Source organism: Mesorhizobium sp. BR-1-1-10, from assembly GCF_020165595.1.
Lineage (GTDB): Bacteria > Pseudomonadota > Alphaproteobacteria > Rhizobiales > Rhizobiaceae > Mesorhizobium > Mesorhizobium australicum.
The window spans coordinates 1-25457 of record NZ_JAIUIL010000005.1; the positions used below are offsets into that span (position 1 = coordinate 1).

The window sequence follows — 25457 nt, forward strand, 5'->3', positions numbered from 1 at the left end:
GTCGATTCCGGCACGATCGACTACACGGTGCCCGGGGTGCCCAGCCTGTCGCCGCTCGGCGCGCCGGACGGTGGGGGGGGGGGGGGGGGCGGGGGGGGGGGGCCCCGCCCCGTTTCGCGAACCTTATTCGGCGATATCGACGCCGTCAAAGCGATGGATACCGAGCGGATCCATCGCAAAGCCGGAGACGGTCTTCTGCATCGGCATGAACACCTTGGAGTGGGCGAGCGTCGCCCACGGTGCCTGCTCCTTGAAGATGACCTGTGCCTGTTCGTAGAGCTTGGTGCGCTCGGCCTGGTCGGAAACCGTCTTGGCCTTGTTGATGAGCGCATCGAAGTCCTTGTTGCACCATTCCGCGCGGTTGTTCGAACCGACGGAAGCGCAGCTCAGGAGCACGCCGAGGAAGTTGTCCGGATCGCCATTGTCGCCGGTCCAGCCGACGATGACGGCGCCGTCGTGATCGACCGCGGAAGCGCGCTTGAGGTATTCACCCCAATCGTAGCTGACGATGTTGACGGTGACGCCGACCTTTGCGAAGTCCGCCTGGATCAGCTCGGCGGTGCGGCGCGCGTTCGGCATGTACGGACGCGAGACGGGCATCGCCCAGACGTTCATCTTGAGGTCCTTGACGCCGGCCTCTTCAAGCATCTTCTTGGCCGCGTCCGGATCGTACGGATCGTCCTTCACGTCCTTGTTGTAGGACCACATGGTCGGCGGGATCGGGTTGATCGCCACCTGGCCGGCGCCCTGGAACACGGCGTCGATGATGGCCTTCTTGTTGATGGCCATGTTGAGCGCCTTGCGGACACGCACGTCGTCGAACGGCTTCTGCTGGGTGTTGTACATCAGCGCGCCGACGTTGAGGCCTTCCTGCTCCGCGACCGTCAGGTTCGCATCAGCCTGCAGGCCGGCAATGTCGGCCGGTGCCGGATAGGACATGATGTTGCATTCGCCGGCCTTCAGCTTCTGCGCGCGCACCGCCGGATCGGTGGTGATGGCGAAGACCAGATCGTCGATCTTCTGCTTGCCGCCCCAATAGTCCGGGTTGGCCTTGTAGCGGATGGCGGCATCGGTCTGGTAGTCGACGAAGATGAACGGCCCAGTGCCGATCGGCTTCTGGTTGAACAGTTCAGGCGTCTTGTCGGCCTGCAGCTTGTCGGCATATTCCTTCGAGACGATCGAGGCGAAATCCATGCCCAGCGTCGGAATGAAGGTGATCGCCGGTTCCTTGAGGGTGAACTTCACCGTCAGGTCGTCGACCTTCTCGACCTTGGTGATGTTGTCGCCGAACTGGTCATTGTAATACTGGTAGGCAATGCCCGGTATGTACTGGAACCAGGGGCCATTCTTGTCGACCTGGCGCTCGAACGAGAACACCACGTCGTCGGCGTTCAGGTCGCGGGTCGGGGTGAAGTAGTCGGTGGGCGCGAACTTGACGCCCTTGCGCAGCTTGAAAGTATATTCCTTGCCGTCGTCGGAAATGGTCCAGCTGTCCGCCAGGCCGGGCGAAACCGAGGTCTTGCCGTGATCGAATTCGACAAGGCGATTGAAGACGGTACGCGAGGACGCGTCGAATGTCTGGCCCGCGGTATACGGCGCCGGGTCGAAACCCTCCGGCGACGCTTCAGCGCAATAGACCAGAGTTTTCGCGTTGGCCACGCCGCCCAGGACGCTTGCAGCCAGCAACGCGGCTGCAAAAGTCAATTTCTTCTTCATTGAGCACTCCCTGATGTTCTTCCAAGCCCCTCTATCAGGCTCGCGAAGCGCGCATATAAGCACCGTTTTTCCGGGTTTGGAACACCCCGTTTGCTTACCCCGCGGGAAGCAGGAAAAAAATCCGCGATTTTGCTAAATGGCAGAAAAAATTAGCAGTTTTTTCTATTCACGATATTATTAACGACCGCATTTTTTTATTGATCAGGCGTCAGGCGACAAGGGTGCCGCGCCCAGTATTCATCCGCCGCCGGTGCGGAAAGATGCCGGTTCCGGCCGTGGCCGGCGGGAAAGATTTTCGGCGGCAAATCTTTCGGCATCTTGCCGCAAGGGCAAGACTTGCACCGCCGCCGATAGAGGCAATACATAGATAGACAACTGGCGGCAGCGGAGGGACGTCTCCATCAATCCGGAGGCGGCGCGGTATGGGCCAACGAGAACAGGCGACCAGGGTTGTCGAGGAGGAACGGGTGGCAAAAGCATCGAAGGAGCCGGTGAAAGCGTCGGCCAAGGCGGGGCCTAGGCCAGCCGCCGGCGGCGACGGGCAAGGCAAGGCCGCGACCGCGAAGACGGCGGCCGGCAAGAAAGCACCCGCGGCAAAAGCCGTGGCCACCGCAAGGACCGCCGCGAAGCCGGCGACGAAGGCCGCGCCGGCAAAGGCGCCCGCGACCAAGGCCGGATCGGGCAAGGCCGGAACGGGCAAAACCGCGACGACGAAGAGTTCGCCACCAGTGAAGGCTGCACCGGTCTCGAAGCCAGCGACAGCGGCCAGCCAGCGGCTGCCGAAGGCGCTCACCGAACTCGCCGCCGGCCTGCCGCAAAAGCCCTGGCTCAACAGCTATCCCAAGAACATGCCGGCCAAGATCGGCGCCCTTCCCTACGGTTCCATCGGCGACTTCCTCGTTGGCGCCTGCAAGCAGTTCGCCGGCCAGCCGGCTTTCACGTGCATGGGCAAGTCCATCACCTACGCGCAGCTCGAACAGTCTTCGGCGGCCTTCGGTGCCTACCTGCAGTCCACAGGATTGCAGAAGGGCGCGCGTGTCGCCCTGATGATGCCGAACGTGCTGCAATATCCCATAGCGATGATGGCGGTCGCCCGCGCCGGCTTCACGGTGGTGAACGTCAATCCCCTCTACACGCCGCGCGAACTGGAGCATCAGCTCAAGGATTCCGGGGCGCAGGCGATCGTCATCCTCGAAAACTTCGCCAACACCCTGCAGGCGGTCGTCGCCAGGACCTCGGTCAAGCACGTCGTCGTCGCGGCCATGGGCGACCTGCTCGGCGGCCTGAAGGGCTCGATCGTCAATCTGGTCGTGCGCCGCGTCAAGAAGATGGTGCCGGCCTGGTCATTGCCTGGCCATGTCAAGTTCAACGCGGCCCTCAAGGCTGGCCGTGGCATGGCTTTCAGCCCGGCCACAGTGGCCGCCAGCGATGTCGCCTTCCTGCAATATACCGGCGGCACCACCGGAATCTCGAAAGGCGCGACCCTCTCGCACAGCAATGTGCTGGCCAATGTCGCGCAGAATGCGCTGTGGCTGCAGGACACCTACACCGTCAAGCCAAAGCCGGCGCATCTCAACCTCGTCTGCGCACTGCCGCTCTACCATATCTTCGCGCTGACGGTGAATGCGCTGATGGGCATGCAGATGGGCGGCCAGAACATACTGATCCCCAATCCACGCGACATTCCCGGCTTCGTCAAGGAAATGGGCAAGTATCCGATCCATATCTTTCCGGGCCTCAACACGCTGTTCAACGCGCTGCTCAACAATGAGGACTTCCGCAAGCTCGACTTCAAGCCGCTGCTCTTGACGCTGGGCGGCGGCATGGCGGTACAGAAGGGTGTCGCCGAGCGTTGGAAGGCGCTGACCGGTTGCCCCATCAGCGAAGGCTACGGTCTTTCGGAGACCTCGCCGGTGGCGACGGCCAACAAGTTCAGCTCCGGCGAGTTCACCGGCACCATCGGCCTGCCGCTGCCCTCGACCGAAATCGCCATTCGCGACGACGACGGCAACAACGTACCGCTCGGCGAGGTCGGTGAGATCTGCATCAGGGGACCGCAGGTGATGGCCGGTTACTGGAACCGGCCGGACGAGACCGCCAGGGTGATGACCAAGGACGGCTTCTTCAAGTCCGGCGACATGGGCTTCATGGACGATCGCGGCTACACCAAGATCGTCGACCGCAAGAAGGACATGATCCTCGTCTCCGGCTTCAACGTCTACCCGACCGAACTCGAGGAAGTCGTGGCGGCGCATCCCGGCGTGCTCGAAGTGGCGGCGATCGGCGTGCCGGACGAGCATTCGGGCGAAGTGCCGAAACTGTTCATCGTCAAGAAAGACCCGGCCCTGACCGCCGAGGCCATCACCGCCTTTTGCCGCGAGAACCTGACCGGCTACAAGCGGCCCAGATACATCGAGTTCAGGACCGAACTGCCGAAGACGCCAGTCGGCAAGATCCTGCGGCGGGCGCTGCGCGAATAGTGGGTCTCGCCAACGACGATGCGCCGGACCGGCGCCCGCGCCTCGACCCGGCGGAATTCATCAAGGCGAACATGCGCCTGGCATCGGTGCCGGCGCTTCCCGAAATCTGGCTTTATACCGCCCACCCGGGCAGCGGGCTGAGACGCCTTGTCGATGGCGATGACGCCGATTCGCAGGAGCCGCAACCGCCCTATTGGGCCTATGCGTGGGCAGGCGGTGCCGTGCTGGCGCGCTATGTGCTGGACCATCCGGAGATCGTGGCGGGCCGCCGCGTGCTCGACCTTGGAGCAGGCTCCGGCATTGTCGGGATTGCCGCGGGAAAGGCCGGCGCGCGTGAGGTGATGGCCGCCGAGATCGACCGCAATGGTGTTGCCGCGCTGGCGCTGAATGCAGCGGCCAATGGTGTCACGATCACGATAATGGGGAACGACATCACCACGGGGCAGCCGCCCGCCGTGGACCTGGTGCTCGCCGGCGACGTCTTCTACGGGCAAGGTGTCGCCTTGGGGATGATGCCTTTCCTCGACCGCTGCCTCGCCGCCGGCATCGAGGTGCTGGTCGGCGACCCGGGCCGGGCCTATCTGCCGCGCTCGCGGCTGCGGCTGCTTGCCGAATACAAGGTGCCGGATTTCGGCGAGGCGAAAGACGGTGCGCTGAAGCCGAGCGCTGTCTTTCGCCTCGAGACCGAACCGTCCCTGGCCCTGCCGATCAGACCGTCTCCTTGACCCGCGCCGAAAGGAAATCCGGCAGATCGGCAACCGAATCCAGGATGACATCGGCGATCTCGGCCAGCGTTTCGCGCGTGCCTGTGCCGGAGAGCACGCCGACCGCCAGGCCGCAGCCGCCGGCACGCGCCATTTCGAGATCATGCCTGTTATCGCCGACCATGGCGATCTCCGATGGCTTGAGCCCCGTAAGATCGCAAAAGGCCTGGATGGTGTCGGGAGCGGGCTTGGGGTTGGCCACCGCGTCATAGCCATAGGCGGCTTCGAACAGTTGCGCGACACCCAGCGTGACAAGCGTCTTTTCCGCGCCGCTGGTCGAATCGTTGGTGGCGACGCCAAGCCGGTAGGATCGCCTGTGCAGCAGAGCCAGCGTGTCGGCGATGCCTGGCAGCGCCACCGCCATCGTCGAGCCCTGCACCGAGGTGATCTCGTTGAAACGGGCAACGGCCAGCATCTGGTCTTCGTTGGACAGGCGCGGGAACCACAGTTCGACAACGTCGAGATTGGTGCCGGAGGCAAAGATGGAATCGGGCTTGAAGCGCCGGTTGGCGAAATCGAAGCCCGCGGCCGCGAGCAGCCTGTCGGCTTTCCAGCGGTCGCCGTCGGCCGCGTCCATGGCCATGAAGTCGGCGACGCCGAGCCAGGTCGCGTTGAAGTCGACAAGCGTTCCGTCCTTGTCGAACAATATCCCCTTGATGTCAGCCAAGCGCTTCACTCCGAACCACGCAATTGGTGGATGCGTTCCACAAGGCCCCTGGTCGAGGCGTCCCGGTTTGCGGCGCTTTCCTTGCCTTCCACGACAGGCAGGAGGCCGGTGGCCAATTCCTTGCCGAGTTCGACGCCCCACTGGTCGAAGGAGTTGATGTTGAACAGCGTGCCCTCGACGAAGACGCGGTGCTCGTAAAGCGCGATCAGCCGGCCGAAGGTGCGCGGGTCGAGCTTGCGGTAGAGAATGGTCACCGAGGGCCGGTTGCCGGAGAAGACACGATGCGGCGCGATACGGTCGACATCGGCCGGCTTCATGCCCTTGGCCAGCATCTGCGCGCGCGCCTCTTCCAGCGTACGGCCCTTCATCAGCGCTTCCGACTGCGCCAGGCAGTTGGCGAGCAGCAGGTCATGCTGATGCTTGAGATCAGGCTCGTGGCCGACGGCGGCGGCCAGGAACTCGACGGGGATCAAATCGGTGCCCTGGTGCAGCAGCTGGAAGAAGGCGTGCTGGCCGTTGGTGCCTGGCTCGCCCCAGACCAGCGGCCCGGTCGGCGTCGTCACCGGAGTACCGTCAAGGGTAACGCTCTTGCCGTTCGATTCCATGTCGAGTTGCTGCAGATAGGCCGGCAGCCTGGACAGGCGCTGATCGTAGGGGATGACCGCACGGGCCGGATAGCCGCAGACCACGCGGTGCCACCAGCCGACCAGCCCGAGGAGCGCCGGCAGGTTTTTCTGGAGCGGCGCGGTGCGGAAGTGTTCGTCCATTTCGTGCGCGCCGTCGAGGAAAGCGCGAAAGTTCCTTGGGCCGATGGCGATCATGACCGGCAGGCCGATCGCGCCCCACAGCGAATAGCGGCCGCCGACCCAGTCCCAGAAGCCGAAGACGCGATCCGGCTCGATGCCGAACTTGGCCACCAGGTCGAGCGCGGTAGAGACGGCGGCGAAATGCTTGCCCACGGCCTCCTTGCCGAGCGCCTTCTGCACCCAGTCGCGCGCCGTCTGCGCATTGGTCATCGTCTCGACCGTGGTGAAGGTCTTGGAGGCGATGATGAACAGCGTGGTTTCGGCGGACAGCCCCTTCAGCGTGTCGTGGATGTGAGCGCCGTCGATGTTGGAGACATAGTGGGCGCGCGGGCCGTCATGATAGGGGGCGAGCGCCAGTGTCGCCATCGCCGGACCCAGGTCGGAGCCGCCAATGCCGATGTTGACGATATCGGTGATCTTCTTGCCGGTGGCGCCTGTTGCCTTGCCGGAGCGAATGGCATCGGCGAAGGCGCCCATGGCGTCGAGCACGGATATGACATCCGCCTGGACGTCCTGGCCGTCAACCGTGACGCCCTTGCCGCTCAGGTTGCGCAGCGCCGTGTGCAGAACGGCGCGGTCTTCGGTGATGTTGATCTTCTTGCCGGCGAACATGGCGGCGCGACGGCCTTCCAGATCGGCTGCGGCGGCGAGCTTCTCAAGGAAGTCCATGGTCGTCGCATCGACGGCGCATTTCGACCAGTCGAGCAGGAGGTCGCCGTCAGCGGCGGAGAATGTCTTGAAGCGCTGCGGATCGGCGGCAAAGGCCTGGCGCATGTCGCCCGGGGCCGCGGCGCGATGGTCGCGCAGGGCGGCAAGCTGTTTCTGGAAGGCTGACTGATCCACTGGCGGGGACTCCTGGCTTTTTCGACGCACCATATCAGACCGGATGTTTCCGGCGCGTGTCGTCGCGCCCCAACTATTGAGCCGAAATCCATCCGGTCAATACGCGGCGATGACGCAGCACATCACGATGCGATGACACAATGTATCGAGCAAGGAGGTGGGTATCGAGGAGCGAGGTGGTGTCGAGAGCGAGGGGCCGCGCCTTATTTCGAGCTTGAAGGATCACTGGCATAAATCCCAAAGATCAGAAAAATTGATTGGCGCAACCCCTTGTGCCACGGTTACGTTCGGCTGGTCCAGCCAAGCGAAAAAAGCTGGCCATCGAGGAACATCTTCCATGCCACAGAGAAACGACACGGCGATATGGTCCGGCCTGTTCCGGATTTCGGCCGAATCCGGCCAGACCCTGCAGGCGCAGATCCGCCAAGCCATCGTGGCCGCGATTCTCGACCGCCAGATCGCCGCTTCGATGCCGCTGCCTTCCTGCCGTATCCTGGCCGAAAAACTCGGCGTCGCACGCGGAACGGTGGTGCTGGCATTCCAGCAGCTCGTCGACCAGGGTTTCCTGGTGGCGCGCGAGCGGCGCGGCCATTTCGTCAATCCGGACGTGCTGGCGACACCCGCCAAGCCGCACCAGAAAGCACCCGACCAGGCCAACGAGATCGACTGGAAGGCGCGCCGGCAGATCGCGGCAAGCGACATGCCGCCGCCCGCCAAGCACGAGAACTGGATCAAGTCCTCCTACCCCTTCGTGTACGGCCAGTTCGACCCGGCGCTGTTCCCGACCGCCGAGTGGCGCGAGTGCAACCGCATGGCGCTGGCCGTGCTGGAGATCCGCAACTGGGCGTCCGACATGGTCGACCGCGACGATCCGCTGCTGATCGAGCAAATCCAGGCACGGCTGCTGCCCCGGCGCGGCATCTTCGCCAATCCCGACGAGATCATCGTCACGCTGGGCGCCCAGAACGCGCTCTATATGCTGGCCTCGCTGCTGATGACCAAGGGCTCGAAAGTGGCGATGGAGGATCCAGGCTATCCCGACGCACGCTCGATCTTCCGGCTCGCGGGCGCCGACATCGAGCCGGTGCCAGTGGACCAGTCCGGTATCGTAACCTCTTCTATTCCCAATGATTCCGGCTTCGTCTTCGTCACCCCCAGTCATCATTGCCCGACCATGGTGCCGTTGTCGGCGGAGCGGCGGCAGGATCTTCTGGCGCGCGCCAACCGGCACAACCAGATCATCATCGAAGACGGCTATGACAGCCAGCTTCTCGACGAGGCGCCGCAGCAGGCATTGAAGAGCCTCGACCGTTCCGGCCGCGTCGTCTATGTCGGCTCGATGTCGAAGACGCTGGCCCCGGGGCTGCGGCTTGGCTACATCGTGGCTTCCGCTGGACTGATCGCCGAACTCAGGGCGCTGCGCCGCTTCATGCTGCGCCATCCGCCGGCCAACAATCAGCGCGCCGTGGCGCTCTTCCTGTCGCTCGGCCATCACGAAGCGCTGGTGCGGCGGCTGTCGAGCGCCTTCGACGAGCGGCGCAAGCGGCTGGTCCATGCGATTTCGGCCTTCCTGCCGGAATGGCGCTCGACCGACTCGGCCGGCGGCACGTCGCTGTGGCTGGAAGGGCCCCGCGGCACCGATTCCCGCGGTTTGGCCGAAGCCGCGGCCTCGCGCAGCGTCATCATCGAGCCCGGCGACCGCTTCTTCGACCGCACCGAGAAGCCTTCGCGTTTCATGCGGTTGGGCATTTCCTCTATCGCTCTGCAGCACATCGAGCCCGGCATCCGGGAACTCGCCACCGCAGCCGGACGCAGGCCGGCCGCCGCCTGATCCATCAAGCCGATTTCTCGACCGGAGCCGCTTCTCAGCGGCTCCGGTTTGTTTTAGGTCTGGCACATGTAGCTGGGCCAGCTGGCTCATAGGATGGGCCAGTGCCGGCGGCATAGTCGGCGACAGAGAAGAAGCAGGTTGATGGTGGACCAACCGCCACGAACTCCTGCCGGTAGAGGTGGAGTGCTTCCATGCCAGTGGCTGTCGAAAAGCAGGACATGCCGGCGAACCGTCGTCCACAACGCTCCGGCGACCGCGAAACGGGACGTGCGGTGAAATCAGCCATTCCACCAAACGGGCCACTACACCAAGCCATGGAAGGCGGCAGTTACGGGCCATTGCGCGGAAACGACTGCGAGCGCATTCATGAGGGCGTACTGACGCTTCTGGAAACGGTCGGCTTCGCCAACGCCATCCCGTCCTGCATAAAAGTCCTGACCAAGGCTGGCGCCATCCATGGCGACGATGGCCGCATCCGTTTCCCCCGTGCGCTCATACTCGACACCATCAAGCGAGCCGCGCGGCATTTCACACTGCATGGCCAGGACCCCAAGCACGACATGGTGATCCAAGGCAAGCGTGTCCACTACGGCACGGCGGGTATCGCCGTGCATCTGGTGGATCTCGAAAAGCGCGAGTATCGCGAATCCAAGCTGCAGGACATCTATGACGCCGCCCGCATCGTCGATGGACTGAGCAACATCCATTTTTTCCAGCGGCCGATGGTGGCGCGCGACATCGCCGACCCGCTCGATATGGATTTCAACACGCTCTACGCCTGCGTGATGGGGACATCGAAGCATGTCGGCACGTCCTTCACCGTGCGCGAGAATGTGAAGCCGGCGCTCGAAATGCTCTATGCCATCGCCGGTGGCGAGGAGAATTTCCGCGCCCGGCCATTCGTTTCCAACTCCAACTCCTTCGTCGTGCCACCGATGAAGTTCGCCGAGGATGCCTGCGGCGTGCTCGAGGCCTGCGTCGAAGGCGGCATCCCCATCCTGCTCCTCTCCACCGGCCAGTCCGGAACAACCGCTCCGGCGGCGATGGCCGGCGCGGTCGCGCAGGCAGTGGCCGAAGTGCTGGCCGGCCTGGTGTATGTCAACGCGCTCAAGCCGGGACATCCGGCGATCTTCGGCGCCTGGCCGTTCATGTCGGACCTGCGCACCAACACCATGGCCGGTGGCTCGGCCGAACAGGCGGTGGTAACGGCGGCCTGCGCGCAGATGGCGCAATTCTACGACCTGCCCGGCGGCTCGGCCGCCGGCATGACAGACTCGAAACTGCCTGATATCCAGTCCGGCTACGAGAAAGGCATCACCAATGTGATGGCCGGCCTCTCGGGCCTCAACCTCGTCTACGAATCGGCCGGCATGCATGCCTCGCTGCTCGGCTTCTGCCTGGAAAGCCTGATCATCGACAATGACATGCTTGGCCATTGCTTGCGCTGCGCACGCGGCATCGAAGTGACGGACGAAGCGCTGTCGATCGACACCATCGCCGATGTCTGCCTCAAGGGTCCGGGCCATTATCTTGACAACGAGCAAACGCTCAAGTCGGCCCGGGCAGAGCGTTTTTATCCCGCCTTCGGCGACCGTTCCTCACCGAAGGAATGGAACGAAAAAGGCCGCCCTGATATATTGGCCCGGGCGATCGACGAAAAGAAGCGCATCCTTGCGGAACGATTTCCGCGGCACGTGCCCAAGCTGGTCGACGACAGATTGCGCGCCCGCTTCGGCAACCTGATCCACCTGCCGCGCGCGAGCATGGGCGGCTAGCCAGAAGACCGACATACAGATAGCCACCGACAGAACCAACCATTGGGCAGAACGACAAATGAGCGTCTATCCTATCCAGCAAGCCGCAAATACCGAAGATGCCATCGATCGGCTGGTGGCCTCGCACCGGCCAGGCTACGGCCTGACGCGCCCATTCTACCACGACCAGGATATTTTCGAGCGGGACATGGAACGTCTGTTCCGCCGCCATTGGCACTGCCTGGCGCATGCCAGCGTCATTCCCAATCCCGGCGACTTCGAACTGTTCAAGCTCGGTGACGAGGCGGTCATCCTGTCGCGTGGCATGGATGGCACCGTGCATGCCATGCTCAATGTCTGCCGCCATCGCGGCGCCGAGGTCTGCACCAAAGAGAAGGGCAACGCGAAAGTGTTCGTCTGCCCGTATCATGCATGGAGCTATTCCAATGACGGCTCGCTGCGCGCCGCCAGGCTGATGCCGAAGGATTTCGACCGCACCGCGCACGGGCTGAAGAAGCTCCATGTCCGCGTCGCGACCGGCCTTGTCTTCATCTCCTTCGCCGAGACGCCACTCGATTTTGATCCGATCGAGCAATCTTTGCGCACGAGTTGCGGACAATATGGTTGGGGCGATGCCAAGGTGGCCTATCGCCAAAGCTATCCGCTCGACGCGAACTGGAAGCTCGCCGTCGAAAATTATGTCGAATGCTACCATTGCGGACCGGCACATCCCGAATATTCGCAGACGCACGCGCTGGAAAAGCCCGCGGAGATGATCGAGCAGCTCAATGCCGCGATGGAACAGCGGACCTGCGCTCTCGGTATCGAGATCGGCAGCGGTGATCGCTGGCAGAATTCGGCCGCCGGCCAGGAGGCGATCCACACCTTCCGCTACGCGCTTTACGACGGCGTTTCGAGCGGAAGCCGGGACGGCTCCCCCGTCGCGCCACTGATGGGCCGCTTCACCGACTATGACGGCGGCGTCACCTCCATCCATCTTGGCGGCACGACTTTCCTCGTCTGCTACCCCGACCACGGGATGATCTACCGATTCATCCCGAAAACGGCTCAGACCTGCGAGATGGAACTGATCTGGCTGGTGCGCGGCGACGCTGTCGAAGGCCAGGACTACGATCTGGAAAAACTGACCTGGCTGTGGAAGGTCACCACGGACGAGGACAAGAAGATCATCGAGCATACGGCGCGCGGCGTACGCTCGCACTATTTCGTGCCCGGACCGATCGCGCCGATGGAGTACAACGAGTTGCGCTATATCGGCTGGTATCTCCAGGAGATAAGCCGGGCTTAGAGCGGTTTCAGCGTTTCACGAAAGCGCTCAGTCGGCGCCCAGCCCGAAGCGCTCAACCACCTCGGCGTTGATCAGCTTGGCGTGCAGTGCCATCAGCACGATCTGCGCATCGAGATCGTCGCCGGTTTCGAGAGCGGCCCCGATCCGGCGCTCCGCGTCGAGCCGCTGCTGCGGACCTTGCGCACGCTCGAAGGTTTCCGGTCCGGCGATGCAGTAGCTGAACAGGTTCGCTACCCGCGGATAGGCCTGCGGCGGCGGGCCAGTGGTCCTTCATCAGATTGACGATGGTTAGTTTCACCCCTTCGGGCACAAGGGCGGGATGCAGGTCGGCGCCACGCAAGGCGGCATCGAGCTGCCGCAAATCACCCGAGCGGCCGAACATACCGAGAAAGCCGAGGGAAGAGCGTCGTCCCGCCATTGCTGGTCCAATCCGTTTTCCACCAGTTAGGTGGTTCGGAAGCGGAATACAAAGGAGCCGGAAAATCTAAGCGCGTCGCGTCGAAACGGATTCATGCGACGCGCCTTAGATCTTGTTTCGATGCATGTCGTTTTCCCGAACCGAAGACACTTCCGGGCGACATCCACTAGCCGCCCGTGGCGAGCAGCAACACGCCGGCAACAGCGCATCCCGCAAGCGTCGGCAGCACACCGGTTTTCAACTTCAGGATGGCGACCATGGCGGCCACCGAAAGCAGCGCGGCTCGCCAGTCGATCGACGAAAGCACCGGCACATTCATGCCAAGGCCCGTCATGCGCACTTCGCGGAAGACGACGTGCAAGGCGAACCACAGAGCAAGGTTCATGACGACGCCGACCACGGCGGCGGTGATCGCGCCCAGCGCGGCCGACAGGGCCTTGTTGCCGCGCAGGGCCTCGATGTAGGGCGCGCCGAGGAATATCCAGAAGAAGCAGGGTGTGAACGTAACCCACAGCGTCAGCAGCGCTCCAAGCGATCCGCCAAGCAGCGGATCCAGCGAGCCGGCGTGGCGAAACGCGGCGATGAAGCCGACGAATTGCAACACCAGGATGAGTGGACCCGGCGTGGTCTCGGCAAGGCCGAGGCCATCGACCATTTCACCAGGGGCGAGCCAGCCGAAGGACTGCACGGCTGCCTGCGCGACATAGGCAAGAACCGCGTAGGCGCCGCCAAAGGTGACCACCGCCATGAGGCTGAAGAAGCCGCCAATCTGCGCCCACACGCTGTTTGTCCCGGTGAGCGCCCAGAGCAACAGAACCGGCCCGAGCCAGATCGGCAGCCAGATCGCGATGGTGCGCGGCGCATGCCATCGTGTCGGTCTGGTATGGGCCAGTTCGCCGCGTTCGAACATCAGGTCGACCGCGCCCCTGATATCGGGAGCGTCGTTCTTGCCGTGCGCCGCGCCGGAAAACAGGGCTGGCGCGACACGGTTTCCCACCCATCCCACCGATCCCGCAATCAGGACGATGAGCGGGAACGGGATGGCGAGCACATAGATGCCGAGAAAAGCGCAGAGCGCGATCGCCACCATCAACCGGTTCTTCAAGGCGCGGCGGCCGATGCGGATCACCGCCTCGACCACGACCGCGAGCACGGCGGCCTTGACCCCGAAGAACAGCGCCGCGACCAGCGGGACATCACCATAGAGCGCATAGAGAATGCTCAGGGTGAGCATGACCAGTGCGCCGGGCACCACGAACAGGACACCGGCGACAAGGCCGCCGATCGTCCTGTGCAGCAGCCAGCCGATATAGATGGCGAGTTGCTGGGCCTCGGGACCGGGCAGCAGCATGCAGTAGTTCAGCGCATGCAGGAAACGCTGTTCGCCGATCCAGCGCCGGTCCTCGACCAATTCCTTGTGCATGAGCGCGATCTGACCGGCCGGCCCGCCGAAGCTCAGCAATCCGATCTTCGCCCAGAGTTTCGTGGCTTCGCGGAAGCTCGGGACCGCCGGCGCCTCGACGAGGTCTGCATCATTGCCCGAAATGAGGCTGCTCATGACGGCTTTGCCCCGCCCGGCCAGTTGTGCGTCTCGTCAGTGGCGTCGCGACACCAGCGGAAGAACGCGTCATAGAGCATCGTGCCGGCGTCCAGCTGCTCCAGATCGTCGCGGAACATGCGCGACAGGCCAAGCGAGGCGGCCAGAAATCCGGCTGCCTGGGGAACGAGATCCAGGCGTGCGGTGTCGGCCGCGCGCACGATCGTGGCAAGCCGATCGAGTGCCTGGGATTCCAGCCCGAACTCCTCGATCATCGTGTCGAAGGTGCAGCGCTCGCCGCGATGACTCCAGAACACATTGTCGATGTCGAAAGGCACGGCCTGAAAGCGGTCTGCGACAGCCGGAACTTCAGCGGGTTCGACGAAGAGAAACACCGCGTCGGGATCGATGAAGCGCCGGATCAGCCATGGGCAAGCGATGCGATCGACCTTGGGACGAGCCCGCGTTACCCAGACGGTGCGGCCCTTTTCATCGCGGGACGGTATCTTGTCGGCGCGGACCAGAAGCCCGCCGGCATCGCGCCAGGCTTCGAAGCCGCCTTCGAGGGATTCGGCGGCAATGCCTTCATGCCGCAGCCACGCGGCAACCCCTTGCGAAAGCTTTTGCCCCTTCTGGCAAAGGACGGCCACTTGGCTGCCGGCAAGGTCGTGTGCCCAGGCCGAGACCGTTTTGAAATTGCGCCGGTGAGAGGCCGGCAGCAGGCGCGGGTCGGCGTCGTAGTCTTCATCGATACGGACATCGACGATCAAAGGTGCGCCCGGAAGACCAATCAGACGGGATAGTTGCTGTACGGTGATAGCAGTTGTTGACGGCATGGCGTCCACCTCCTGAAGAAGCCTGGACGCGAACATTGGGCTGACGCCTCACGGGGTCGTCGCGATACACCCCTTGCGATGATGGTGGAATTGTTGGGCTGGCTTGTCAAGGACGGAGCGTTTCCCGGCCTGTGGCGTTGAGAACGGCGGCCTGATCGATCAGGCCGCCGGTCGTCGTCATCCATCATCGCTGATCAGCCAGGAATAATCGATGACTATTCCCGGGAATAATCAATGATTGTCGCGAGGCACTCCCATGGTGTGGGCGACATCCTGATATTTCACCGCCGGCTTCAGCACCATGCCGGTCGAGAACTGGTCGACCATGCCGCGCTGGATCTCCTGCCAGGGCGTCTGGTGCTGGGGATAATGATAGCCGCCATCCTTCTGCAGCTCGGCGCGTCGCCGTGCGATCTCGTCATCGCTGACGAGGATGTTCGCCGTGCCCTTCCGCAGGTCGATGCGGACGCGGTCGCCGGTCTTGAGCAGCGCCAGGCCACCGCCGACCGCGGCTTCCGGCGAGGCGTTCAGGATCGACGGTGAGCCCGACGTGCCGGATTGGCGGCCGTCGCCGATGCAGGCCAGCGCGTGGATACCCTTCTTGATGAGGTAGGCCGGCGGCTGCATGTTGACGACCTCGGCGCCGCCGGGATAGCCGACGGGACCGGCGCCGCGCATGAACAGGATGGTATGCTCGTCTATGCCTTGCGCCGGATCGTCAATGCGGGCGTGGTAGTCCTCGGGCCCGTCGAAGACCATGGCGTTGCCTTCGAAGGCTTCCGGGTCGTTCGGGTTCGACAGATAGCGCTCGCGGAATTCCGGCGAAATGCCGCTCATCTTCATGATCGCCGAATCGAACAGGTTGCCCTTGAAGTTGATAAAGCCGGCATTGGCCTTCAGCGGCTCGGCCACCGTGCGGATGACGTCGGTATTCTCGTTGGCGACGCCATCGCAATTGGCGCCGATCGACTTGCCATTGACGGTCAAGGCATCGGGATGCGGCAGCATTCCGGCCTTCATCAGTTCGGCGACCACGGCAGGCACGCCACCGGCGTGGTGATAGTCTTCGCCCAGATATTCACCTGACGGCTGCAGATTGACGATGAGCGGCACTTTGAGGCCGATGGTCTGCCAGTCGTCATTGTCGAGCGGCACGCCGAGATGGCGGGCGATGGCGTTGAGATGGATCGGCGCGTTGGTCGAGCCGCCGATCGCCGAATTGACGACGATGGCGTTTTCGAAAGCCGCGCGGGTCATGATATCGGACGGTTTCAGGTCTTCGTGCACCATGTCGACGATGCGCTTGCCGGTTTCGTAGGCGATCTGGCCGCGCTCGCGGTAGGGCGCCGGAATGGCGGCCGAACCGGGCAGTTGCATGCCGAGCGCCTCGGCCAGCGAATTCATCGTGGTGGCCGTGCCCATCGTGTTGCAGTAGCCGGTGGACGGCGCCGAGGACGCGACGATGTCCATGAACTCGTCATAGCCGATCTCGCCGGCCGACAGGCGCTGGCGCGATTCCCAGACGATGGTGCCCGAGCCGGTACGCTTGCCCTTATGCCAGCCATTGAGCATCGGGCCGACCGACAGCGCGATGGCCGGGATGTTGACGGTCGCCGCCGCCATCAGCAAGGCAGGCGTGGTCTTGTCGCAGCCGATGGTGAGCACGACGCCGTCGAGCGGATAGCCGTAGAGCACCTCGACAAGGCTGAGATAGGCGAGGTTGCGGTCAAGGGCGGCGGTCGGCCGCTTGCCGGTCTCCTGGATCGGGTGACAGGGGAATTCGAAAGGAATGCCGCCCATCGAGACGATGCCTTCGCGCACGCGCTTGGCAAGTTCGATATGGTGCCGGTTGCAAGGCGAAAGGTCAGAGCCCGTCTGCGCGATGCCGATCAGCGGTTTGCCAGACATCAGCTCGGCGCGTGTCAGCCCGTAATTCAGGTAGCGCTCGAGATAAAGCGCCGTCATTCCCGGATTGTCGGGATTGTCGAACCACTCCTGCGAGCGGAACTTTTTCTTTTTCGTGGGGGCGCCGGCCATCATGGTCTCCGTATTTGTATGACAAATCGATATGACAACGCGCGGATGCAGGCAAGGGGCACGCGTGATCTGAATCCGGACTTTGGTGCGATAGACAGCTATCGAGCCGCACGCTACGACCAATCCGACATCGGCGATGCGGGAGGTTTAGATGGCTTTGGTGATCGAGGGCGAGGAACGTATCGCCGCACCCGTGCAGAAAGTGTGGGAAGCGCTGAACGACCCAGCCGTCCTGAGGGGCGCCATCCCAGGCTGCCAGAGCCTGGAAATGAAATCGGCGACCGAGATGGCGGCAACGGTGGTGCTGAAGATCGGGCCGATCAAGGCCACCTTCAACGGCGAAGTGACGCTCAGGAATCTCAAGCCGCCGCATGCCTACACCATCCAGGGCGAAGGCAAGGGCGGCATCGCCGGCTTCGCCAAGGGCGGCGCCGACGTCACGCTCACCGCCGACGGGCCGGACGCGACGGTCCTCAAATATGCGGCCAAGGCAGAAGTCGGCGGCAAGATCGCGCAGCTTGGCAGCCGGCTGATCGAATCGACGTCGAAGAAACTGGCCGGACAGTTCTTTTCGGCTTTCGGCGAGAAAGTGGGCGGCTGACGCACTCCCCGTGAGGGTTCACTCAAAGACGATACTCGGCACGGCCGCTTCGGCCGCGCCGCGTTCCTCGTTGACCCTGTCCCAGACCTTGGAGGCGATATCGCGGTAGATTCTCGCCTCGGCGCCATCCGGCTTCGAGACGACCACCGGCGTGCCGGCGTCAGAGCTCTCGCGGATCCCCATTTCAAGCGGCACCTCGCCGAGGAAGGTGACGCCCAGCCTCTCCGCCTCGCGGCGCGCGCCGCCATGGCCGAAGATGTCGTAACGCTTGCCGGTATCCGGGGCGATGAAGTAGCTCATGTTCTCGACGATGCCGAGCAGCGGCACATCGACTTTCCTGAACATATTGAGGCCCTTGCGGGCATCGATCAGTGCCAGGTCCTGCGGCGTCGAGACGATGACGGCACCCGCCAACGGCACCTGCTGGGCCATGGTCAGTTGCGCATCGCCCGTGCCGGGCGGCATATCGACGACGAGCACGTCGAGCCGCCCCCATTCAACCTCGCGCAGCATCTGCGTCAGCGCCGACATCACCATCGGCCCGCGCCAGATCATCGGCGTCTCCTCATCGACGAGGAAACCCATCGACATCACCTTGAGGCCGTAGTTCTCCATCGGTTTCAGGATCTTGCCGTCGACCGTCTGCGGCCGGCCATGGATGTTAAGCAGCCTGGGCATCGACGGGCCATAGATGTCGGCATCCAGCACACCGACCCGCAAGCCATTGGCGGCAAGGCCGAGCGCCAGGTTGACGGCCGTGGTCGACTTGCCGACGCCACCCTTGCCTGAAGCAACCGCTATGATCGCCTCGATGCCGGGCACGCCGCGCTTGCCCTGGCTCTGCGAAGCGGGAGCATGCGGAGCCGCCCGCGGTGCCGCAGCGACCGGAGCCGTCGGCGCCGGCCTGGGTGCGGGACGCGATGGAACCGACGCCTCCATGCCGCCGCCTTTCTTTTCAGCCGTCAGCGCGACGACCGCACCGGCGACGCCGGGAATGGCCTTCACCACCCGCTCGGCGGCGGCGCGCAACGGCTCCATCTCCTGAGCGCGCGCGGCGGGAACGGTGATCGAGAAGAACACTTTCGAATCGGCGATGAAAATCTCCGAAACCATGCCGAGGTCGACGATGTTGCCGGTAAAGTCCGGCCCGTTCACCGTCTTCAGGCGCTCGGTGACGATTTCCTTGGTGATGGACATGGCTGTTGTTCCCTGGCGTTCGGCTGCAGCTCACATAGTGCAGATCGCGGACCGCTCCAAGCGCCAGGCATGATGGCGGTCGTCAAGCGGCCTGGGCGACCTATTTCCATGACCAGAGGGAATGACAACCAGGGAAGGAGACGATCATGCTTGCAAACAGCAACGCATCGGTAAACCTCGCCGTGAAGGATCTGGCAAGGGCCAAGGCCCTCTATGAGAGAACACTCGGCCTGGAACAGGTGCACGATGAGGGCGGCGAATTGATCGTCTACAAAAGCGGCGATACCACGATCAATGTCTATCGCTCCGAATTCGCAGGGACCAACAAGGCGACGGCGGTAACCTGGATGGTCGGCGACGCCATCGCCGATGTCGTCGACGCCCTCAAGTCGAAGGGTGTCGTCTTCGAGCATTACGAGATGCCCGGCCTAACGATGGAGGGTGACCTGCATGTCGGCGGCGGCATGAAAGTCGCATGGTTCAAGGATCCGGACGGCAACATCCTCAATCTCGTGGATCGGTAGATCCCGGCGATCGAGGCAGCGCTGCGCGATCGCTTTTTTATGCATGTCGTTGTCCCAAAACCGAAGTCACTTTCGGGCGACATGCATTGGAGGATTGAGCGCGACACCATCTGGCGCGACGCCACCGCGCCGGATAGCTTCCCCCAATGATCGACAAGCTGGAATTCTTCATCGCGCTGGCCAAGGAAGAGCACTTCGGCCGGGCGGCCGAGGCGTGCGGGGTCACGCAGCCGACCTTGTCGGCCGGCATCAAGCAGCTCGAGGGCCAGCTCGGCGTCATGTTGGTCAATCGCGGGTCGCGGTTCCAGGGGCTGACCCCGGAGGGCAAGCAAGTGTTGGTCTGGGCGCGCCGCATCGTCGGCGACTCCAGGACCATGCGCGAGGAGATGCGCGCCGCCCGGTATGGCCTTTCCGGCCGCATCCGGATTGCAGCAATCCCGACGGCATTGGCGATGGTCGCGAGATTGACGACGCCCTTTCGAGACAAGCACCCAGGCGTCACCTTTTCGGTGCTGTCGCGGACCTCGATCGAAGTGCTGTCGCTGCTTGGCAATTTCGATGTCGATGCGGGCATCACCTATCTCGACAACGAACCGCTGGGACGGGTGACCAGCGTGCCCCTCTATGACGAGCGCTACCAATTGATCACCGCAATCGGCAATCCCTATTCCGACCGCGACAAAGTGACATGGTCCGAGATCAGCCAGTTGCCGCTGTGCCTTCTGACGCCGGACATGCAGAACCGCCGCATCATCGACCAGCACCTGGCGGAAGCCGGCGTGCAGGTGCGGCCGACGCTGGAATCGAATTCGATGATCGTGCTGTTCTCGCACATCCGGACCGGCAAATGGTCATCGATCATGCCACTCAACCTTGCGGAAACATTCGGTTTTTCCGAACCGATCCGGGCCATTCCGATCGTCGAGCCCGATGCCAGCCACACAGTCGGGCTGGTCGCCGCGCCGCGCGAGCCGCACACGCCGCTGGTGCAGGCGCTGCTGGACGAGGCGATGGCGCTGGCAGACGATTTCCGCGCCCACCGCTAGGCTAGACAATGCTGAGCGCAGCTCGTCGATAGAAGATTTCTATCGAGCAACGAAACAGCTTTATTGATTTCGCGGGTTTCCTCTGATTTTGTAAAGACTTAGCGATAAAAGCTATCGACCAGGGAGGGCGCTGCATGACGATGCAGCCTGCAAGTACCGAGATCGCATCGCGCACGGCGGCGATTATCCAGGAGTTGAAGGACCTCGAAGGTCCGCTGCTGCCGATCCTCCACGGCATCCAGGAAGAATTCGGCCACGTCCCGCAGGATGCCGTCCCCGTCATTGCCGACGGCCTGAACCTGTCCAGGGCCGAGGTGCATGGTGTCGTGACTTTCTATCATGATTTCCGCGCGCGCCCGGCCGGGCGGCACGTGCTCAAGCTCTGCCAGGCGGAAGCCTGCCAGTCGATGGGTTCGGACGCGGTCGCCGCCAAGGTCAAGCAGTTGCTCGGCATCGACTTCCATGAGACCACGCGTGACGGATCGGTTACGCTGGAACCGGTCTATTGCCTCGGGCTGTGCGCCTGCTCGCCATCTGCGATGCTGGATGGCGAGGTGATCGGTCGGTTGGATGACGACAGGATCGACGAGATCGTCGCCGAGGTGCGCTCATGACCCCCCGTATCTATATTCCCGGCGATTCCGGCGCACTGGCGCTGGGCGCGGAAAAGGTCGCGAAGGCCGTCGCCAAGGAACTCGCGGAGCGCGGCATCGAGGCCAAGATTGTGCGCAACGGCTCGCGCGGCGCCTATTTCCTCGAACCGATGGTCGAAGTGGCGACGGCCAATGGCCGTGTCGCCTACGGGCCGGTGAAACCGTCGGACGTGAAGAGCCTGTTCGACAGCGGTTTTCTCACCGGCGGCCATCACAAGCGCTGGCTCGGCGCACCGGACAAGATTCCGTTCCTGGCCAAACAAACTCGCTTGACGTTTGCACGTTGTGGCATCAACGACCCGCTGTCGCTCGATGCCTACAAATCGCTCGGCGGACTGAGCGGCCTGCGGAACGCGGTGGCCATGACGCCCGCCGACGTCGTCAAGCAGGTCACCGACTCCGGCCTGCGCGGCCGCGGCGGCGCAGGCTTCCCGACCGGCATCAAATGGAAGACGGTGCTCGATACGACATCGGAGCGCAAATACATCGTCTGCAACGCCGATGAAGGCGACAGCGCCACCTTCGCCGATCGCATGATCATGGAGGGCGACCCCTTCGTGCTCATCGAAGGCATGACCATCGCCGGCATCGCCACCGGCGCGACCAAGGGTTTCGTCTATATCCGCTCGGAATATCCGCACGCGGTGGCTGTCATGAACAAGGCCGTCGAGATCGCCCGCAAGGCCGGTGTGCTCGGCGTCAATGTGCTGGGTTCGCCTAACGCCTTCGACATGGAAATCCGCGTCGGTGCCGGCGCCTATGTCTGCGGCGAGGAAACCTCGCTCTTGAACAGCCTGGAAGGCAAGCGCGGCGTGGTGCGCGCCAAGCCGCCGCTGCCCGCGATACAGGGTTTGTTCGGCAAGCCGACGGTGATCAACAACGTCATTTCGCTGGCTTCCGTACCCATCATCATGGACAAGGGCGCCGCCTTCTACAAGGATTTTGGCATGGGCCGCTCGCGCGGCACGATCCCGATCCAGATCGCCGGCAACGTCAAGCAAGGCGGCCTGTTCGAAACCGCTTTCGGCCTGACGCTGGGCGAGATCGTCGACGAGATCGGCGGCGGCACGTCCACCGGGCGCCCAGTGAAGGCGGTGCAGGTCGGCGGACCGCTCGGCGCCTACTTCCCGCGCGCACTGTTCGACACGCCGTTCGACTACGAGGAATTCGCCAAGCGCGATGGGCTGATCGGCCACGCCGGCATCACGGTTTTCGACGATACCGCCGACATGCTGAAGCAGGCACGCTTCGCCATGGAGTTCTGCGCCATCGAAAGCTGCGGCAAGTGCACGCCTTGCCGCATCGGCTCGACGCGGGGCGTGGAAACCATCGACAGGCTCGCCGCCGGTATCGAGCCGGAAAAGAACCTCGCTCTGGTCACCGACCTCTGCAACACGATGAAGTTCGGTTCGCTCTGCGCGCTGGGCGGCTTCACGCCCTACCCGGTGATGAGCTCGATCACGCATTTCCCCGAGGATTTCAAGCCCGCGCCAGCGCGCGTGGCTGCTGAATAGGAGCTGGCAGATGAACATCAAGGCCGACTTCCCAACGCTGATCGAAGAGATTGACTACGGAACTCCGGAGTCGAAGGCGCAAAAACAGGTCACGCTCACCGTCGATGGCCGCAGCATCAGCGTGCCTGAAGGCACGTCGATCATGCGTGCGGCGATGGAAGGCGGGGTGGAGATCCCCAAGCTCTGCGCCACCGACATGCTGGACTCCTTCGGTTCCTGCCGCGTCTGCCTCGTCGAAATCGACGGGCGCGGCGGTACGCCGGCTTCCTGCACGACGCCTGTCGGCGAAGGCATGGTGGTGCGCACGCAGTCGGACAGGCTCGACGCCATCCGCCGGGGCGTCATGGAACTCTACGTCTCCGACCATCCGACCGGCTGGCACGAGAAGGCCGGAACTGGCGCCAGCGAGTTCGATGTGGTGGCGAAGTCCGTCGGCCTGACCGAAAATCGCTACGGCGTTGAGGGCCGCAACCACGTCAAGGAAGAAAATGGCGTCGCGCCGGGCCATGGCTCGCTCGCGGTCGACTACATCGCCCGTGATGAGTCCAACCCCTATTTCACCTATGATCCGGCGCAGTGCATCGTCTGCTCGCGCTGCGTGCGCGCCTGCGAGGAGGTGCAAGGCACTTTCGCGCTGACCATCGAGGGCCGCGGCTTCGAATCGCGCATGGTCGCCGGCATGCACGAGGACTTCATTGCCTCCGAATGCGTGTCCTGCGGCGCCTGCGTGCAGGCCTGCCCGACCGATGCGCTGCGCGAGAAGACCGTGCTCGAAAAGGGCCTGCCGGAGCGCTCGGCCGTCACCACCTGCGCCTATTGCGGCGTCGGCTGCTCGTTCAAGGCCGAAGTGAAGGGCGACGAGGTCATCCGCATGATGCCCTACAAGGAGGGCATGGCCAACCACGGCCATTCCTGCGTGAAGGGCCGCTTCGCTTACGGTTATGCCACCCACAAGGACCGCATCCTGTCGCCGATGATCCGCGAAAAGGTCAGTGATCCCTGGCGCGAAGTGAGCTGGGAAGAGGCGATCGCCCATACGGCCAAGGAATTCCGCCGCATCCAGTACCAGTACGGACGCACCGCGATCGGCGGCATCACCTCCTCGCGCTGCACGAATGAGGAGACCTATCTCGTCCAGAAGCTGGTTCGGCAGGGCTTCCGCAACAACAATGTCGACACCTGCGCACGCGTCTGCCATTCGCCGACCGGCTATGGGCTCGGCCAGACCTACGGCACCTCGGCCGGCACGCAGGACTTCGATTCCGTCGAATTCACCGACGTCGCCGTCATCATCGGCGCCAATCCGGCTTCCGCGCACCCGGTGTTCGCCTCGCGGCTGAAGAAGCGGCTGCGCCAGGGCGCCAAGCTGATCGTGCTCGATCCGCGCCGCACCGAAATGGTCAAGTCGGCCCACGTCGAAGCCGACTACCATTTGCCGCTGAAGCCCGGCACCAATGTCGCCGTGCTGACCTCGCTGGCGCACGTCATCGTCACCGAGGGCCTTTTCGACGAAGCCTTCATCCGCGAGCGCTGCGACTGGGCTGAGTTCCAGGACTGGGCGTCCTTCGTCGCCCTGCCGGAAAACAGCCCCGAAATCGTCGGCAAGCTGTCCGGCGTCGATCCGGAGTTGATCCGCGGTGCCGCCCGTCTCTACGCCAAGGGCGGCAATGGCGCGATCTATTACGGCCTCGGCGTCACCGAGCACAGCCAGGGCTCGACCACGGTGATGGCGATCGCCAACCTCGCAATGGCCACCGGCAATATCGGCCGGCCTGGCGTCGGCGTGAATCCGCTGCGCGGCCAGAACAATGTGCAGGGCTCCTGCGACATGGGCTCGTTCCCGCATGAACTGCCGGGCTACCGGCACATTTCGGGTGACGCGGTGCGCGACATCTACGAAAGCCTCTGGGGCGTGAAGCTCGACGACGAACCCGGCCTGCGCATTCCCAACATGCTGGATGCCGCCGTCGACGGCTCGTTCAAGGGCATCTACATCCAGGGCGAGGACATCCTGCAGTCCGATCCCGACACCAAGCATGTCGCCGCCGGCTTGGCCGCGATGGAATGCGTGGTGGTGCACGACCTCTTCCTCAACGAGACGGCGAACTACGCGCATGTCTTCCTGCCGGGCTCGACCTTCCTCGAGAAGGACGGCACGTTCACCAATGCCGAACGCCGCATCAATATGGTGCGCAAGGTGCTGGAACCGAAGGCGCGCTACGCCGATTGGGAGGCGACGCAGGAACTCGCCCGTGCGATCGGCCTCGACTGGAACTATACCCATCCGTCCGAAATCATGGACGAGATCGCCAAGACGACGCCAAGCTTCGCCAACGTCTCCTTCGACCTGCTCGACCGGGTCGGCTCCGTGCAATGGCCCTGCAACGACAAGGCGCCGCTTGGCACGCCGATCATGCATGTCGACGGCTTCGTGCGCGGCAAGGGCAAGTTCATCCGCACCGAATATGTGGCGACGGACGAAAGAACCGGACCGCGCTTCCCGCTGCTGCTGACCACCGGCCGTATCCTGTCGCAGTACAATGTCGGCGCGCAGACGCGGCGCACCGAAAATGTCATGTGGCACTCCGAGGACAGGCTGGAAATCCATCCGCACGACGCAGAAAACCGCGGCTTGCGCGATGGCGACTGGGTCCGGCTGACCAGCCGTTCGGGCGAGACGACGCTGCGCGCGCTGATCACCGACCGGGTATCGCCGGGCGTGGTCTACACCACCTTCCACCATCCCGACACGCAGGCCAACGTCATTACCACCGACTTCTCCGACTGGGCGACCAACTGTCCCGAATACAAGGTGACCGCGGTGCAGGTCGGCGCTTCCAACGGCCCGTCGGAATGGCAACGCGACTATGACGAGCAGGCCAAGCAGAGCCGTCGCATCGCACCGCTGCAGGCGGCGGAGTAGT

18 protein-coding genes and 1 pseudogene are annotated in these 25457 nt (G+C 63.6%); 11 read left to right on the top strand and 8 right to left on the bottom strand.

Translation table 11 applies throughout. The features are described 5' to 3' along the window. Window positions 1–123: 123 nt before the first annotated feature. A complete protein-coding gene (locus LB555_RS11510; protein ID WP_224584240.1) occupies window positions 124–1716 on the bottom strand; it encodes an ABC transporter substrate-binding protein in 1593 nt (530 codons plus the stop codon). A 467-nt stretch (window positions 1717–2183) separates the two neighbouring features. Between LB555_RS11510 and LB555_RS11515 the strand changes: the two genes are divergently transcribed. Then, window positions 2184–4196, top strand: a complete 2013-nt coding sequence (locus LB555_RS11515) for a long-chain fatty acid--CoA ligase (protein ID WP_224682915.1) — start codon at window positions 2184–2186, stop codon at window positions 4194–4196. Further along, a complete protein-coding gene (locus LB555_RS11520) occupies window positions 4196–4921 on the top strand; it encodes a class I SAM-dependent methyltransferase (RefSeq protein ID WP_224682916.1) in 726 nt (241 codons plus the stop codon). Before LB555_RS11515 ends, LB555_RS11520 begins: the two co-directional genes overlap by 1 nt. Here the strand turns inward: LB555_RS11520 and LB555_RS11525 are convergent. Both LB555_RS11525 and pgi read right to left on the bottom strand, forming a co-directional pair. Further along, entirely contained in the window at window positions 4905–5627 is a 723-nt protein-coding gene (locus LB555_RS11525; RefSeq protein ID WP_224682917.1) for an HAD family hydrolase, read from the bottom strand. The genes LB555_RS11520 and LB555_RS11525 overlap by 17 nt on opposite strands. A 5-nt stretch (window positions 5628–5632) precedes the next feature. Further along, on the bottom strand, window positions 5633–7276 hold the full coding sequence (pgi, locus tag LB555_RS11530; RefSeq protein WP_411970769.1) for a glucose-6-phosphate isomerase: 1644 nt from the start codon (window positions 7274–7276) through the stop codon (window positions 5633–5635). A gap of 337 nt (window positions 7277–7613) precedes the next feature. On the opposite strand from pgi, the gene LB555_RS11535 reads away from it, so the two are divergent. From LB555_RS11535 to LB555_RS11545, 3 genes are all read left to right on the top strand, one after another. Beyond that, on the top strand, window positions 7614–9107 hold the full coding sequence (locus tag LB555_RS11535; protein ID WP_015314107.1) for a PLP-dependent aminotransferase family protein: 1494 nt from the start codon (window positions 7614–7616) through the stop codon (window positions 9105–9107). A 191-nt stretch (window positions 9108–9298) separates the two neighbouring features. Continuing rightward, window positions 9299–10882: a trimethylamine methyltransferase family protein gene (locus LB555_RS11540; protein ID WP_140660581.1), complete on the top strand. Its 1584-nt coding sequence runs from the start codon at window positions 9299–9301 to the stop codon at window positions 10880–10882. A gap of 58 nt (window positions 10883–10940) precedes the next feature. Continuing rightward, complete coding sequence (locus LB555_RS11545) at window positions 10941–12170, top strand: aromatic ring-hydroxylating oxygenase subunit alpha (RefSeq protein ID WP_224682919.1); 1230 nt, start codon at window positions 10941–10943, stop codon at window positions 12168–12170. A gap of 27 nt (window positions 12171–12197) precedes the next feature. Here the strand turns inward: LB555_RS11545 and LB555_RS11550 are convergent. The 4 genes and pseudogenes from LB555_RS11550 to LB555_RS11565 form a co-directional block, all read right to left on the bottom strand. Beyond that, a pseudogene (locus LB555_RS11550) lies at window positions 12198–12588 on the bottom strand (hypothetical protein). A 166-nt stretch (window positions 12589–12754) separates the two neighbouring features. Then, window positions 12755–14146 carry a chromate efflux transporter gene (gene chrA / locus LB555_RS11555; protein WP_224682920.1) on the bottom strand — a complete coding sequence of 464 codons (1392 nt, stop codon included), beginning with the start codon at window positions 14144–14146 and terminating at the stop codon, window positions 12755–12757. After that, entirely contained in the window at window positions 14143–14961 is an 819-nt protein-coding gene (locus LB555_RS11560) for a chromate resistance protein ChrB domain-containing protein (protein WP_224641692.1), read from the bottom strand. The genes chrA and LB555_RS11560 overlap by 4 nt, the downstream gene beginning before the upstream one ends. A 231-nt stretch (window positions 14962–15192) precedes the next feature. Beyond that, the gene (locus tag LB555_RS11565) at window positions 15193–16998 is read right to left on the bottom strand and encodes an IlvD/Edd family dehydratase (protein WP_224682921.1); all 1806 of its coding nucleotides are present in this window, start codon (window positions 16996–16998) and stop codon (window positions 15193–15195) included. Between the two features lie 151 nt (window positions 16999–17149). On the opposite strand from LB555_RS11565, the gene LB555_RS11570 reads away from it, so the two are divergent. Next, entirely contained in the window at window positions 17150–17599 is a 450-nt protein-coding gene (locus tag LB555_RS11570; RefSeq protein ID WP_140614856.1) for an SRPBCC family protein, read from the top strand. An 18-nt stretch (window positions 17600–17617) separates the two neighbouring features. On the opposite strand, the gene LB555_RS11575 is transcribed toward LB555_RS11570, so the two are convergent. Then, window positions 17618–18796, bottom strand: a complete 1179-nt coding sequence (locus LB555_RS11575; RefSeq protein WP_140723125.1) for an Mrp/NBP35 family ATP-binding protein — start codon at window positions 18794–18796, stop codon at window positions 17618–17620. 146 nt (window positions 18797–18942) lie between these two features. Between LB555_RS11575 and LB555_RS11580 the strand changes: the two genes are divergently transcribed. From LB555_RS11580 to fdhF, 5 genes are all read left to right on the top strand, one after another. Next, window positions 18943–19320 (top strand): VOC family protein, encoded by a 378-nt coding sequence (locus tag LB555_RS11580; RefSeq protein WP_224682922.1) that lies wholly within the window; start codon window positions 18943–18945, stop codon window positions 19318–19320. A 146-nt stretch (window positions 19321–19466) separates the two neighbouring features. Continuing rightward, window positions 19467–20366 (top strand): LysR family transcriptional regulator, encoded by a 900-nt coding sequence (locus LB555_RS11585; RefSeq protein ID WP_015314117.1) that lies wholly within the window; start codon window positions 19467–19469, stop codon window positions 20364–20366. A 134-nt stretch (window positions 20367–20500) separates the two neighbouring features. After that, complete coding sequence (locus LB555_RS11590) at window positions 20501–20980, top strand: formate dehydrogenase subunit gamma (protein ID WP_224682923.1); 480 nt, start codon at window positions 20501–20503, stop codon at window positions 20978–20980. Continuing rightward, entirely contained in the window at window positions 20977–22533 is a 1557-nt protein-coding gene (locus LB555_RS11595; protein ID WP_140786990.1) for a formate dehydrogenase beta subunit, read from the top strand. Before LB555_RS11590 ends, LB555_RS11595 begins: the two co-directional genes overlap by 4 nt. A gap of 10 nt (window positions 22534–22543) precedes the next feature. Then, window positions 22544–25456, top strand: coding sequence for a formate dehydrogenase subunit alpha (gene fdhF, locus LB555_RS11600; RefSeq protein WP_140614861.1), 2913 nt, complete (start codon window positions 22544–22546; stop codon window positions 25454–25456). The last annotated feature ends 1 nt before the right edge of the window (window position 25457 follow it).

Excerpts from the sequence above, each read along its gene's own strand:
- LB555_RS11510 (WP_224584240.1), bottom strand. The coding sequence starts at position 1,716 with ATGAAGAAGAAATTGACTTTTGCAGCCGCGTTGCTGGCTGCAAGCGTC.
- LB555_RS11535 (WP_015314107.1), top strand. The coding sequence starts at position 7,614 with ATGCCACAGAGAAACGACACGGCGATATGGTCCGGCCTGTTCCGGATT.
- LB555_RS11540 (WP_140660581.1), top strand. The coding sequence starts at position 9,299 with ATGCCAGTGGCTGTCGAAAAGCAGGACATGCCGGCGAACCGTCGTCCA.
- LB555_RS11545 (WP_224682919.1), top strand. The coding sequence starts at position 10,941 with ATGAGCGTCTATCCTATCCAGCAAGCCGCAAATACCGAAGATGCCATC.
- chrA (WP_224682920.1), bottom strand. The coding sequence starts at position 14,146 with ATGAGCAGCCTCATTTCGGGCAATGATGCAGACCTCGTCGAGGCGCCG.
- LB555_RS11560 (WP_224641692.1), bottom strand. The coding sequence starts at position 14,961 with ATGCCGTCAACAACTGCTATCACCGTACAGCAACTATCCCGTCTGATT.
- LB555_RS11565 (WP_224682921.1), bottom strand. The coding sequence starts at position 16,998 with ATGGCCGGCGCCCCCACGAAAAAGAAAAAGTTCCGCTCGCAGGAGTGG.
- LB555_RS11570 (WP_140614856.1), top strand. The coding sequence starts at position 17,150 with ATGGCTTTGGTGATCGAGGGCGAGGAACGTATCGCCGCACCCGTGCAG.
- LB555_RS11575 (WP_140723125.1), bottom strand. The coding sequence starts at position 18,796 with ATGTCCATCACCAAGGAAATCGTCACCGAGCGCCTGAAGACGGTGAAC.
- LB555_RS11580 (WP_224682922.1), top strand. The coding sequence starts at position 18,943 with ATGCTTGCAAACAGCAACGCATCGGTAAACCTCGCCGTGAAGGATCTG.
- LB555_RS11585 (WP_015314117.1), top strand. The coding sequence starts at position 19,467 with ATGATCGACAAGCTGGAATTCTTCATCGCGCTGGCCAAGGAAGAGCAC.
- LB555_RS11590 (WP_224682923.1), top strand. The coding sequence starts at position 20,501 with ATGACGATGCAGCCTGCAAGTACCGAGATCGCATCGCGCACGGCGGCG.
- LB555_RS11595 (WP_140786990.1), top strand. The coding sequence starts at position 20,977 with ATGACCCCCCGTATCTATATTCCCGGCGATTCCGGCGCACTGGCGCTG.
- fdhF (WP_140614861.1), top strand. The coding sequence starts at position 22,544 with ATGAACATCAAGGCCGACTTCCCAACGCTGATCGAAGAGATTGACTAC.